Below are 13314 nucleotides of genomic sequence, written 5' to 3'. Positions count from 1 at the left end.
CCCGCTAAAGTACTAACAGGTGGAAATCAGACAGAAGGTTGAGATGGCAGATTGCTGTAGCCCCGGTGCCGCCGCCCGGGCGCACTCCGAGCCGGGGCTGGGACTCCCCCTTCGAATGGCCGGCGACCATCCGAAGGCGCGCACCGCCGTCGAACCTTCCGCCGCCAGCGGTGCCCCACAGGCAGGAGACGTCGAGATTCCCGCGGGAACCTTCGCCATGGGCGATCCGTTCAACGAGGGCTACGGCGACGACGGCGAGTCGCCTGTGCACGAAGTGTCCGTCTCAAAATTCAGGGTCAGCGCCACCACCGTAACCAATGAAGAGTTCGCTGGGTTCGTCGACGCCACCGGCTACCGCACCGAGTCGGAAACCTACGGAACGTCAGCAGTGTTCCACCTTGCCGTGAAGGCAGATGCACGCGACATCCTCAACAGGGTCAACAACGTCCCGTGGTGGCTCAACGTCCGTGGAGCCGACTGGGCGCACCCGTCCGGACCACTCTCCAGCTGGGCGGACATCCCCGACCATCCTGTCACCCATGTTTCGCACAACGATGCCTTGGCGTACTGCCAATGGGCCGGCCGCCGCCTGCCCACGGAAGCCGAGTGGGAATACGCGGCCCGCGGCGGGCTGTCCGGGCAGCGCTACCCTTGGGGAAATGACCTGCACAACGATGCGTCCAACCAAGCCGCTCATAACTGCAACATTTGGCAAGGGGAATTCCCGTCCCGCAACACGATCGACGACGGTTACCTCACCACCGCGCCCGCCAAGTCATTCCGCCCCAACGGCTACGGGCTGTACCAAACCAGCGGAAATGTCTGGGAGTGGTGCAGCGACTGGTTCCTGCCCAAGTACTACAAGACGTGCCTGGCACAAGGAACGGTGGAGAACCCGCAGGGGCCCAGCGTCGGCCGGGGAAGGGTCATGCGCGGCGGCTCCTACCTCTGCCACGACTCATACTGCAACCGCTACCGCCTCGCAGCGCGGAGCTCAAACACGCCGGACTCCGCCAGTGGCAACCTGGGCTTCAGGACTGTGGCGCTCTAAAACTTGGGGCCGTGGCCGCGCTTTGGTCCGTGACCCTTGACGCCCGCCGGCAGCTCTCCTGACACGATCTTTGTTGCTGCCACGGCGTCGCCGTCCTTGGCGCCGCTGACCCGCACTTTGTCACCGGCTTTGAGGTCGGCAACAGTGGCAGCAGGCAGCGAAGGCCTGCCCCTGCCGTTCCTGAGCTCGGCAGGGTCGGCGGGGACCTTGGTGATCCGCGTATCCGCGGTGATCGCATAGCGTTGCGTGTAGCCGTCTTCGCTCTTCACGGTCACCTCGGTGCCACTCACCGATTCGATGGTTCCGGCTTGCGTCAGAACCGTGCGGTAGCTCCCGTCCTGCTGCTTCACTACGTGTTCGCCGTGGATAGCCTGGCCGCGCCCTTCGGTGGACTTGGCATTCACGGATGCCGACGGGCCGGGGGAAGCGGAAGTGCTCGACGGCGAAGGGCTGGGTTGAGTGCCCGCCCACACAGCGGCGGCCCCGCCGCCGGTCAATGCGACAGCGATCCCGCCCGCGAGGAGGCCCTTACGAAGGCCTGGTGTGAGAGTGGCCATGCATCCATTGTGCGCCCTCTCCAAACAAAAGTAGCCCGCAGTTGTGGCTGTTCTGAGCTTTCCAACAACCACAACTGCGAGCTACATGGGCATCAAACTGCGGGGTTTAGCCCTCGACGCCGAGCTTCTCCAGGATGAGTTCGCGGACGCGTCCGGCGTCTGCCTGGCCACGGGTGGCCTTCATGACGCCGCCAACAATCGCGCCAATGGCCTGGACCTTGCCGCCACGGATCTTTTCAGCCACATCCGGCTGTGCTGCGAGGGCGGCGTCGATGGCTTCCAAGAGCGGACCGTCGTCGGACACAACGGCGAGGCCGCGCTTCTCGACGATTTCCTCGGGAGTGCCTTCACCGGCGAGCACGCCGTCCAGGACCTGGGTGGCCATCTTGTTGTTGATCTTGCCGTCTTCAACCAGCTTGTTCAGCTCCACAATGACCTGGGGCGTAACACCAAGCTCCGAAGGATCGACGTCCGCAACCTTGGCGCGGCCCACGATCTCGCCCATCCACCACTTGCGGGCGACATCCGCGGACGCACCTGCTGCGATGGTTTCCTCGATGGAATCCATGACGCCGGCGTTCACAACGTCGCGGAACTCGAGATCCGAGTAGCCCCAAGCTTCCTTGAGGCGCTTGCGGCGCTCGGCCGGGGGCTCGGGAAGGGTGGCGCGAAGTTCCTCTACCCACTCACGGGAGGCAACGACGGGAACCAGGTCCGGCTCTGGGAAATAGCGGTAATCGTCAGCGTCGGACTTGGGCCGGCCCGACGTCGTCGAACGTGTGTCCTCGTGCCAGTGCCGTGTCTCCTGGATAACCGGCTCGCCGGAGTCAAGGACGGCAGCGTGGCGCTGGATCTCGTAACGGACGGCGTGTTCGACGGCGCGCAGCGAGTTCACGTTCTTGGTCTCCGAACGGATGCCGAACCTTTCCCGGCCGTGCGGGCGCAGGGAAACGTTGGCGTCGCAGCGGACGTTGCCGCGCTCCATCTTGGCATCGGAAACACCAAGGTTCTTCACGATCTCGCGGACTGCAGCGACATATGCCTTGGCCAGCTCAGGCGCACGGCTACCGGCGCCCTCGATCGGCTTGGTGACGATTTCAACCAGCGGTACACCGGAACGGTTGTAGTCCACCAGCGAGTAGTCGGCGCCCTGGATGCGGCCCGCGGCGCCACCCATGTGGGTCAGCTTGCCGGCGTCCTCTTCCATGTGGGCGCGTTCGATCTCCACGCGGAAGACCGTGCCGTCCTCAAGCTCGATGTCGAGGTACCCGTCGTACGCGATCGGTTCGTCGTACTGCGATGTCTGGAAGTTCTTGGGAGTGTCCGGGTAGAAGTAGTTCTTCCGGGCGAAGCGGCAGGACTCGGCGATTTTGCAGTTAAGGGCAAGGCCGATCTTAATGGAGGACTCCACGGCCGTCTTGTTCACAACGGGCAGGACGCCGGGCATGCCCAGGTCCACCTCATTGACGTTGGTGTTCGGCTCGTCGCCAAAAACGTTCGGTGCGGAGGAGAACATCTTGGTCTTGGTGTTGAGCTCCACGTGGACCTCGAACCCCAGGACAGGATCGTACTTCTCCATGGCCTCTTCGAAGCTCAAGGTTGCATCGACGGACATTAGTTGGAACCTCCGGCGGTGGTTGTGGCAGAACCGAGGACAGGCGCCTGCGCAAGCATCGGGCCGCCCCACTTCTCTTCAAGGATGGATTCGAGGACAGCACCTACGCGGTACAGGCGGGCGTCCTGGCGGGCAGGAGCCAGCAGCTGGATCCCCACGGGCAGGCCGTCTTCGTCAGCCAGGCCGCCCGGCAGGGAGAGGCCCGGGATGCCGGCAAGGTTGGCCGGGATGGTGGCGACGTCGTTCAGGTACATCGCCAGCGGATCGTCCAGCTTCTCCCCCAGCTTGAACGCCGTAGTGGGCGCTGTGGGCGAGATGAGGACATCGGCTTTGGCGAACGCAGCGTCGAAGTCGCGCTGGATCAATGTACGGACCTTCTGTGCTGAGCCGTAGTACGCATCGTAGTAACCGGCGCTCAACGCGTAGGTACCCAGGATGATGCGTCGCTTCACTTCGTCGCCGAACCCGGCGGCACGGGTGGCACCCATGACGCGCTCGATGGTCATGGGACCATCCTTGGGGAGGACGCGCATACCGAAGCGGACGCCATCGAACTTGGCCAGGTTGCTGGACACCTCGGACGGCATGATCAGGTAGTAAGCGCCCAAGGCGTACTTCAGGTTGGGGCAGGAAACCTCGACGATTTCAGCGCCGGCATCCTTTAGTAGCTGAAGGGACTCGTTGAAACGGTTCTCGACGCCGGCCTGGTAGCCCTCGCCGTGAAGTTCCTTGACGATGCCGATCTTCATGCCGGCGACATTGCCCACGCGGGCGGCAGCAACAAGATCGTTGAACGGATCGGTCAGCGACGTGGAGTCAAAGGGGTCGTGGCCGCCGATGACTTCCTGCAACAGGGCAGAGTCCAGCACCGTGCGGGAGACCGGGCCGATCTGGTCCAACGACGATGCCATGGCAATGGCACCGTAACGGGAAACAGCACCGTACGTCGGCTTCACGCCAACTGTTCCGGTGACGGCACCTGGCTGGCGGATCGAGCCACCGGTGTCGGTACCGAGCGCGAGCGGCGCTTCGAAAGCGGCAACGGCGGCAGCAGAACCACCGCCGGAACCGCCGGGAATCCGGTCCAGGTCCCACGGGTTGCGGGTGGGACCATACGCCGAGTGCTCCGTGGAGGAACCCATGGCGAATTCGTCCAGGTTGGTCTTACCCAGGATGGGCATCTTAGCCGCGCGCAGCTTCTTCACCACGGTGGCGTCATACGGGCTGTGCCAGCCCTCAAGGATCTTCGAACCAGCCGTGGTGGGCTGGCCGATCGTGACAATGAGGTCCTTCACTGCGATCGGCACACCAGCGAGGGCGTGCAGCTCCTCAGCAGCGGAACCACCGGCGGCGCGGGCAGCGTCAACCTCGGCTGCAACAGCCAAAGCCTCTTCGCTATTAACGTGCAGGAAGGCGTTAACCTGACCATCGACGTCGGCAATACGGTCAAGATGCGCCTGCGTCACCTCGACGGCGGTAACCTCGCGGGCGGCCAGCTTGGCAGCGAGATCGGCAGCGGAGTGGTGGATGAGTTCGTTCTTCAGCTCAGTCATAGTGATTAGTCCTCATCCAGGATTGCCGGGACCTTGAAACGGTTCTCGTAAGCATCCGGAGCACCGGACAACGCCTGCTCGGCCGTGAACGTGTGGCCCACGACGTCCTCGCGGAACACGTTGGTCAACGGAATGGGGTGTGACGTCGCCGGGACGTCCTCCCCCGCAGCTTCGCTCACGCTCTTTACCGAATCCACAATGACAGCAAGCTCAACAGCCATCCTGTCCAGTTCTTCGGCACTCATTTCAATGTGAGCCAGACGCGCAAGATGCGCGACGTCGTCACGGTTGATCGCAGCCATGGATCTCCCCTGCAAAGTTCAAATGGTTTTCCGAACCAGTCTACTTGGCTTGTGTGTGCCGGTCAGACGCTACACCCGGGAGCCATCCTCCGCGTGCTCGCTCGTTCCTCGCTTAGACGCACGCTTCCGGATGCCTCCCGGCTTTCGCACCTTGTCCCGCACATCAACGCAAAACGAGACAGCAGAGCGGACCATTCGCGCTCTACTGTCTCATTGGGGTTAGGGGCAGGTCAGCCGATGCCGATTGCTCCGGTCAGCATTCCGACTCCGAGCATTACTACCGAGATCACGGCCGTGCGCCAGAGGACCTTCTTGTGGTGGTCGCCCAAGTCCACCTTGGCGAGGGAAACCAGCAGCAGGATCGCAGGAACCAGGGGGCTCTGCAGGTGGAAGGGCTGCCCGGTGATGGAGGCGCGGGCCATGTCCACTGCATCCACGCCGTAGTGCGCGGCGGTTTCGGAAAGGACTGGCAGGACCCCGAAGTAGAAGGCGTCGTTGCTCATGAAGAACGTCATCGGGATGCTGAGGAGGCCGGTGATGACTGCCATGAACGGGCCCATCTCGGCGGGAATAATCTGGACCAGCCACTCCGACATTGCTTTGACCATGCCCGTGCCGTTGAGGACACCGGTGAGGACCGCGGCCGCCATGACCATGCTGACGACGGCCACGATGGACGGCGCGTGGGCGATCAGCTGTGCGCCTTGGTCCTTGACCTTGGGGAAGTTGACCAGCAGGGCGATCGCGGAGCCGACCATGAAGACGAACGGCAGCGGAACGATGTTGGCCACCAGGACCACCATGACCGCGACGGTCAGGCCCAGGTTGAACCAGAACAGCTTGGGTCGCAGCGTTGAGCGGTTGGGGTCAAGGGCAGTGTCAGCCATGGCGGTGTCGTGATCGTCCACCAGCGTGGCCGGGTCTTCAAGAACCGCGACGCCGGAACCTCCGCCGGTGCCCGGCTTGCCTGCGGTTGCGCCGGTGCGGCCAAAGCCGAAGCGACCAGCGCCAAATCCTGAACCCGAACCGGCGGCAAGCAAACCGCCGCGGCCCGTGCCGCCGTCGAACGCTTCCGAAGGATCGGCGACATCGCCCCAGATCTCGGGGGCAGTGGTGCGGAGGCGGTTGCGTTCCTGGAGGCCGAGCAGCCACGCGAAGACCATGACCACCATGAGGCCGACGATCAGTGAAGGCACCATGGGCACGAAGACGTCGTTCACATCAAGCTTGAGCGCGGTGGCTGCCCGGGCTGTAGGGCCGCCCCAAGGCAGGATGTTCATGGTGCCGTTGGCGAGGCCGGCCACACAGGTGAGGACTACCGGGCTCATCTTGAGACGCAGGTATACCGGGAGCATGGCAGCCGTGGTGAGGATGAAGGTAGTGGAGCCGTCGCCGTCCAGGGAGACTGCCGCTGCAAGGATGGCGGTGCCGAGGACAACCTTTGCGGGGTCGTTGCCCAGCTTGCGCAGGATGAACTTCACCAGGGGGTCAAACAGTCCGACGTCGATCATCAGGCCGAAGTAGATGATGGCGAACATGAGGAGCGCGGCCGTGGACGTCATGGACTTCATGGAGTCCATCACCATGTCGCCGATGCCGAGGCCCGCTCCGGCGAAAAGGCCGAAGACGGTGGGGACGATGATCAGCGCCAGTACTGGCGTCAATTTTTTGGTCATGATCAGGACCATGAATACCGCAATCATTGCGAATCCAAGCAAAACCAGCACGGCCGGCTCCTTACTACTGTGAATGGCGCCACGTCGGTGTGATGCGCACTACAGACGATAGGGTGGCGGACGTCACGGGCAGGGGTTTCCGGGAATTGTTGGGAATACTGCTCGTTGCGAACGTTTTGCGCATTGTGCTCAGTGATTCAATGGATCAGGAGGAAAGGAGCAAAGGTGCCGCGCAACAGCCGGGTCAGCATGCGTTTCTCCACCCAAACCCTCCTCCTCCAGTTGGGGGTTGTCCTGCTGGTGGTCCTGCTCAGCGGCACAGTCCACGCTTGGCTGGTGTACGAACGTATTGGCACCGAAGCCGAAAACCAAGCACTCACCCTTGCCAGGACGGTGGCAGCGGACCCTGATATCAGGTCCGGGGTCCAAGCCATCAGCAAAGAAGAGGGAACACCTCCCCCGGACGTCCTCGCCGGCGGCACGCTTCAAGCCGCGGCCGAAGCGGTGCGAGTTCGGACCGGAGCATTGTTCGTGGTGATTACCGATGAAACGGGACTAAGGCTGGCCCACCCGGAGACGGCACGGTTGGGTGAACGCGTCAGCACTGACCCCACCGTGGCACTGGGCGGGAAGGAAATAACCACCCGGAACACGGGAACGCTGGGTCCCTCGGCCGGAGCCAAGGTGCCGGTATACGCGCCGGAAAGCTCCGGCGCCATCGTGGGCGAGGTCAGCGTTGGCTATTCCGTGGAGTCGCTCAGCAAGAGCCTGGCCCGCGACATCATCCCCATTGCGCTCACCGCTGGCGGCGCACTACTGGCCGGTGCTATGGCGTCCTTCCTTCTCCGGCGCAGGCTGCAGCGGCTCACCCTCGGACTGGAACCGGAGGAAATCAGCATCTTGGTCCACGATCAGGTGGCGGTTCTCCAAGGTGTGGATGATGGCGTGATCGGCATCGCCGCGGACGGACGTATCTCTGTGTTCAACGCTGCCGCTGCACGACTCTTGGACATGCCCGATGCCACCGGGCAGGACTGGGCAACCACTGCCGTGCCGGAACAGCTTAAGCAGCTGACGAAACCGGCAGCCCGCGACGCCGAGGCCGTGGAAATCGTGGCGGGCGGCCGCGTTCTGGTGGCCAGCGCGCGCAAAGCCTGGCACCGGCAGGAGGACCTTGGCTGGGTGGTCATGGTGCGTGACCGCACGGAATTGCAGCAGCTCACCCGCCAGCTCGACGCCGTGGGGACCATGTCTACAGCCCTCCGCGCCCAGCGCCACGAATTCGCCAACCAGCTGCACACCATTGCCGGGTTCATGAGCATCGGCCAGCACGAAGCCGCCACGGAGTACTTGGCCCGGATCTCGGCCACCGGTCCGCTGAAGTTCCCCGTGGAGCAGGCCGAACTGCTCCAGGACACGTATTTGCAGGCGTTTGTTGGCGCGAAAAGTGTGGAGGCTTCGGAGCGCGGCGTGGCCCTCCGCATCGGACCCGAAACACTGGTCCGTGGACACGTGGCCGACCCGCAGGACGTCACCACAGTGCTCGGCAACCTGATAGACAACGCCGTGAGCGCCGCCGTCGCCGGCTCTTCAGCGGACCGTTGGGTGGAAGTTGAACTGCTGGACGATGTCACCCACAACGGCGGGACCCTGCACATCGTGGTGGGTGATTCAGGCGACGGTTTGGGAAGCCTGCAGCCGGAGGAGGTTTTCGCCGAAGGATTTACGACGTCGGAACAACCGGTACGCTCGGGGGCTGGACAAGGTTTGGGGCTGGCGCTGGTGCGGCAGCTTGCGCGGCGGCGCGGCGGTGATGTTCGCGTCCTGGACCCCGGCAGCCACAGCGGTCCGGGCGCAGTGTTCATGGCCACCATCCCCGGCGTCATGGATTCCGCGGAGCAAGCGGGCACAGGGGCCGACTCAACGTTGAGGGAGGACAGCAATGGCTGAGGATTTGCGGGTATTGATCGTGGACGACGACTTCCACGTGGCAAGACTCCATGCGGCCTATGTGGATTCCGTGGCCGGCTTCACGGCCTTGGCTCCGGCGGGGTCGGTTTCCCAAGCGCTGCAAGCGATCCACAGCCTGCGTCCCGATCTGGTGCTGCTGGACGTGTATTTGCCCGACGGCTCCGGTCTGGACCTGCTGGGCCAGCTGGACGTGGATGCGATCATGCTTACTGCTGCCTCGGACGCGCAATCCATCAAGGTCGCACTACGGCGCGGCGCCTTGGGTTACATGCTGAAGCCGTTCAGTGCCGAGTCCCTATCCCAACAGCTCCGGTCCTACGCCCGGTATCGCCGGATCCTGGGGCAGCAAACAGCCGTTGACCAGACCACCATTGAACGAGCAAAGCGATCCCTGATCCCGGGCGACGTCACACCGTCAGCCAAGCCGCGGTCCGCTACGGAGGCGGCGGTCCTGGAATCGTTGCTTCCCGGTGAGCAATATTCGGCTGCCGAGGTTGCTGAGCGGGTGGGCGTTTCCCGGGCCACAGCGCAAAGGTACCTGTCCTCCCTGGCGGACGATGGCGCCGTCGAGATCCAATTGCGCTACGGAAGCACAGGCCGCCCCGAACACCGCTACGGCGTCCCGGCCTGACCCAAGCAGCCGCATTTGTGCGCGTCCTGTGTGCGGTCTTGAAGTGGCGCTTTCAAAACGCGCACAAAGGCGACTCTGTGGGTGCGGTAGGTGGCTTACGCGGACTTCTGCGCCACAAGCTCGATCTCCACCAGCATCCGGGGGTCGAGGAACGGCAGGACGTGTACCAGGGCAAGCGTGGGACGAATCTCGCCGAAAACCTCGCCGTGCGCGCGGCCGGCGTCTTCCCACTTACTGATATCCGTCAGGTACAGCTTGGACTGGACGACGTCCTCGTACGAGAACCCGGCGTCTTGGAGCACAGCGCCGAGCTTCTCCAGGATGTACTTGGTCTGCGAGTAGAAGTCATCGCCAACAATGCCGTCAGGCCCGGATGCGGCCGTGGCAGAGATAAAAAGTGTGTTGTCCACCTGGACTGCGCGGGAGTAACCCAGCGTCTGTTCCCAGACCGAACCCGTGCCGAATGTCTTGCGCATGCCGCGCCTTTCCTGTCGTTTTCGCACGGTCCGGTGACCGGCGTTTACGAAGGAAACTTTATGACTGCGGGAGGTCCAGCCGGTAAACGAACAGCTTTATGTCGGTGCCGGGAACGAACCAGTCGCGATGCGGAACGCGGCCAAAACCTGTTCGCGCATAAAGAGCGTTGGCGCTTTCCCACGTGGCGCCAGTAGTCAGCGACACGGCGTTGATACCGTCCATGGCCTTGGCCTGGTCAACCACGGCCTGCACCAAGGCGCGGCCCGCCCCCGAGCGCTGGACTGCCGGATCCACCACCAGGGTACGGAGTTCCAGTTCGTCCTCCAGGCCGATGTCAGAAAAGCCGCCACCTGCAGGTGCTGCCGTCACAGAGCCAATGACCTCGCCGTTGCGCTCCGCCACCAGGATCTCTGCGTGCTCAGCGCGTCCGGCCACGTCCTGAAGCTTCTGCAGGTACGGGTGATCGGCGTCGCCGTAGTACCCCGCGGTGACGTAGGAATCCTGCGTAATGCGGGCAACGGCGTCGTAGTCTTCGGGCAGGGCGGGACGGACGGTAATCGGCGAAAGCACCTACCAATGGTAGTCGCGCTTCAAGCACAAACTGCGCTAAATGCCCCTTTCCGTGATGGAACTATCAATCACGGACGGAACGCACGACGCCGGGTGGTTGAGGTGCGCTGTTCGCCTGCGCCGCCGCTGGTGTGCCATTTTGTGTTGCCTCCCGTGGCGTCCAATTGAGCCGCGTTGCGCGCCGTGAACCCCGGTTTCGTGCTGTTGCGGGCAGATGTCGGGCTGCTGGCAAAGGTCTTGGGACCCGTGTTTGAGTTGCCACACATCGGCCCCAACCTGTCCTGACTCCGAGGAGAAACCATGACCCCGCCAGACCGCCAACTGCACCTCAACGCGTTCCTCATGAGCACCGGGCATCACGAAGCATCGTGGCGTCTCCCTGAAAGCGATCCGCTTGCCCCTACCAAAGTGGAGCACTACCAGCATCTTGCACGCACAGCCGAACGAGGAAAATTGGACTCCATCTTCTTCGCGGACTCCCCCGTCCTGTTCGGGGAAGTTGGCAGGCGCCCGGCCGGGAAGTTGGAGCCCACCGTGCTGCTGACGGCCCTCGCCGCAGTGACCCAAAAGATTGGCCTGATCGCTACCGCGTCCACCACCTACAACGATCCTTTCAACCTTGCCCGCCGCTTCGCCTCCGTTGACTGGGTCAGCGGAGGCCGCGCCGGCTGGAACGTTGTCACCACGGCCGGGCCCGATGCTGCCCGGAACTTCGGCGTGGATGACCAGCCGGCACACGCAGTCCGCTACGAACGGGCCGCCGAGTTCATTGATGTGGCCCAAAAACTCTGGGACAGCTGGGAAGACGACGCCATTCCGGCGGACAAAGCCGACGGCGTCTGGGGTGACGACACCAAGATCCGCACCATCGACCACGAAGGGAAGCACTTCCGCGTCCGCGGGCCACTGAACGTCCCCCGCTCCCCGCAAGGCCACCCACTGATCGTGCAGGCGGGGTCCTCGGAGAACGGCAAGAACCTGGCGGCACGGTACGCGGAAGCCGTCTTCACAGCACATCAAACGCTGGCCGACGCCCAAGCCTTCTACTCCGACCTGAAAGCACGCACGGCGGCTGCCGGACGCGATCCGCAGGGCATCAAGATCCTGCCGGGAATCGTTCCGGTGATCGGATCCACCGAGGCGGAAGCCGTCAAACTCGAGCGTGAACTGGACCAACTCATCAAGCCCGAATATGCACGGGAGCAGCTGGCCAAGACACTCCGCTTAGCTCCGGAGGACCTTCCGCTGGACCGACAGCTGCCTGCCGACCTGCCCTCAGAGGATGAGATCGAGGGAGCGAAGAGCCGCTACACGCTGATCGTGGAGTTGGCCAGGCGCGAACAGCTCACTGTACGGCAGCTGATTGGGCGCTTGGGCGGCGGACGCGGTCACCGGACCTTCTCCGGCACCCCCGAGCAGGTGGCCGATGCCATCCAGGACTGGTTCCACGCCGGCGCCGCTGATGGGTTCAACATCATGCCACCCGTGCTTCCTTCCGGCCTGGACGTCTTCGTGGACCACGTGGTGCCCATCCTGCAAAGGCGTGGGCTCTTCCGGACCGAATACACGGCGTCCACACTCCGGGGACACTACGGGCTCGCACGTCCGGAGAACCGCTACGCCGGGAGCGCCGCGCAGGAGCTCACGTCCATTGGCTCTGCGTTCTGAACCGGCCGTAACTTCTCAACGCTTGGGCCAGCTCCACAACGGCCCTTCCAGCGGTCCCAGACCCTTGATCCGTGTCTCGCCAAGGTCCTTATAGAGCTCGTGCTCGTGGGCGGCTCCGCTGTCCCGTAGTGCTTTGAGCAAGGCCTCGGAATGGGTTACCACGATCATCTGGCTGTTGGCACTGGCCTGGACAATCAGTCCGGCCAGTGCCGGCATCAGGTCAACGTGAAGGCTTGTCTCAGGTTCGTTGAGGACCATGAGCTCCGGGGGCCGCGGTGTCAACAATGCAGCGGTGAGCAGGAGGAAGCGCAGCGTTCCGTCCGAAAGTTCGGCTGCTTTCATGGGCCGCAGCATGCCCGGCTGGCGCAACTCCACGCTGAATCGGCCGTCGCTGACGGCGATCTCCAGCCGGCTTCCGGGAAAGGCGTGGTCGACGGCGGCATCCAACTCCCGTTCGAAGCCCACCTCGCGCAGCGTTTGGAGGGCAGCGGCGAGATCCTTGCCGCTGTGATGCAGCACGGGCGTACGTGTTCCGAGCTGCGCCTGACGCGCTGGAGCTTCGGCATCAGTGCGAAAATGATCGTAGAACCGCCATGATCGAACCGAGTCACGGACCCGCAGGACTTCCGGGGCACGGTCCTGGTCCGATACCTCTGTCAGCATGCTCTGGAAGGTGTCCAAGCGCCGGGACAGTTCGGTCCACTCACCATCCGCTCCGCGCAACTTGGCGAGGCTCCCCTTGCGGTCCACCAGCAGCGAACCGGGCCGTGCTACGGGGCCTGAGAAAATCTGTTCCCGTTTGATCTCCGGATCCAAGCTAAAGGCCGAGGGCCGCGAACGGCCGGTTTCCGGGTCAAAACCGGCTCCGCTGGATGCCGGCATGCCCAGGTCCACCAGATACCCGAAGTCGTCACTGGAGTAGCCCAGTTTCAGGTTCACCGATTCCCGACGAACCGTCCCTTGGACGGGAACTTCGCCACGACGCATGGCCTCGCTGATGGACTCGGGCCCAGCCCACAGCGTGGAGGCCAACCCGCCGTCCCGGGCCAGGGATCCCACCACGTTTCCGGAGTCACCGCCGGCGCATTCGGCGAGCAGCCGAAGTGCCCGGTAGAGGGAGGACTTCCCACAACCGTTGGCACCGGTCACGATGTCCAGGCCATGCAACTCGATGGCAAGATCCCGGATGGAACGGTAGTTGGCGATGGCGAGTGCTTTGATCACTGGCTGATGGTCACTGGCT

At 63.6% G+C, this 13314-nt stretch carries 12 protein-coding genes; 4 read left to right on the top strand and 8 right to left on the bottom strand.

The window, feature by feature from the left end; translation table 11 throughout:
* The first annotated feature begins 43 nt into the window (after positions 1-43).
* A complete protein-coding gene (locus A477_RS0112700; RefSeq protein ID WP_017199367.1) occupies positions 44-1051 on the top strand; it encodes a formylglycine-generating enzyme family protein in 1008 nt (335 codons plus the stop codon).
* Here A477_RS0112700 and A477_RS0112695 read toward each other — a convergent pair.
* The 5 genes from A477_RS0112695 to A477_RS0112675 form a co-directional block, all read right to left on the bottom strand.
* Positions 1048-1608, bottom strand: coding sequence for a DUF5666 domain-containing protein (locus A477_RS0112695; RefSeq protein ID WP_017199366.1), 561 nt, complete (start codon positions 1606-1608; stop codon positions 1048-1050). The genes A477_RS0112700 and A477_RS0112695 overlap by 4 nt on opposite strands.
* Before the next feature lie 106 nt (positions 1609-1714).
* Positions 1715-3223: an Asp-tRNA(Asn)/Glu-tRNA(Gln) amidotransferase subunit GatB gene (gene gatB, locus A477_RS0112690; protein WP_017199365.1), complete on the bottom strand. Its 1509-nt coding sequence runs from the start codon at positions 3221-3223 to the stop codon at positions 1715-1717.
* On the bottom strand, positions 3223-4776 hold the full coding sequence (gene gatA / locus A477_RS0112685; protein WP_017199364.1) for an Asp-tRNA(Asn)/Glu-tRNA(Gln) amidotransferase subunit GatA: 1554 nt from the start codon (positions 4774-4776) through the stop codon (positions 3223-3225). Before gatA ends, gatB begins: the two co-directional genes overlap by 1 nt.
* A gap of 5 nt (positions 4777-4781) precedes the next feature.
* Complete coding sequence (gatC, locus tag A477_RS0112680; protein ID WP_017199363.1) at positions 4782-5078, bottom strand: Asp-tRNA(Asn)/Glu-tRNA(Gln) amidotransferase subunit GatC; 297 nt, start codon at positions 5076-5078, stop codon at positions 4782-4784.
* Between the two features lie 230 nt (positions 5079-5308).
* Positions 5309-6805 carry a CitMHS family transporter gene (locus A477_RS0112675; RefSeq protein ID WP_017199362.1) on the bottom strand — a complete coding sequence of 499 codons (1497 nt, stop codon included), beginning with the start codon at positions 6803-6805 and terminating at the stop codon, positions 5309-5311.
* Positions 6806-7003: 198 nt separating this feature from the next.
* Between A477_RS0112675 and A477_RS0112670 the strand changes: the two genes are divergently transcribed.
* Positions 7004-8704 (top strand): sensor histidine kinase, encoded by a 1701-nt coding sequence (locus tag A477_RS0112670; protein ID WP_026005585.1) that lies wholly within the window; start codon positions 7004-7006, stop codon positions 8702-8704.
* A complete protein-coding gene (locus tag A477_RS0112665) occupies positions 8697-9356 on the top strand; it encodes a response regulator (protein WP_017199360.1) in 660 nt (219 codons plus the stop codon). Before A477_RS0112670 ends, A477_RS0112665 begins: the two co-directional genes overlap by 8 nt.
* Before the next feature lie 95 nt (positions 9357-9451).
* On the opposite strand, the gene A477_RS0112660 is transcribed toward A477_RS0112665, so the two are convergent.
* Both A477_RS0112660 and A477_RS0112655 read right to left on the bottom strand, forming a co-directional pair.
* The gene (locus A477_RS0112660; protein WP_017199359.1) at positions 9452-9832 is read right to left on the bottom strand and encodes a RidA family protein; all 381 of its coding nucleotides are present in this window, start codon (positions 9830-9832) and stop codon (positions 9452-9454) included.
* A 58-nt stretch (positions 9833-9890) separates the two neighbouring features.
* A complete protein-coding gene (locus A477_RS0112655) occupies positions 9891-10403 on the bottom strand; it encodes a GNAT family N-acetyltransferase (RefSeq protein ID WP_017199358.1) in 513 nt (170 codons plus the stop codon).
* 300 nt (positions 10404-10703) lie between these two features.
* Here A477_RS0112655 and A477_RS0112645 point away from each other — a divergent pair, with 300 nt between their 5' ends.
* A complete protein-coding gene (locus tag A477_RS0112645) occupies positions 10704-12071 on the top strand; it encodes an LLM class flavin-dependent oxidoreductase (RefSeq protein ID WP_017199356.1) in 1368 nt (455 codons plus the stop codon).
* Between the two features lie 15 nt (positions 12072-12086).
* On the opposite strand, the gene A477_RS0112640 is transcribed toward A477_RS0112645, so the two are convergent.
* Entirely contained in the window at positions 12087-13295 is a 1209-nt protein-coding gene (locus tag A477_RS0112640) for an AAA family ATPase (RefSeq protein ID WP_017199355.1), read from the bottom strand.
* Between the last annotated feature and the right edge of the window lie 19 nt (positions 13296-13314).

Origin of the sequence: Arthrobacter sp. M2012083 (assembly GCF_000281065.1) — a bacterium.
Lineage (GTDB): Bacteria > Actinomycetota > Actinomycetes > Actinomycetales > Micrococcaceae > Arthrobacter.
This window is presented reverse-complemented; position numbering and strand designations above follow the sequence as displayed.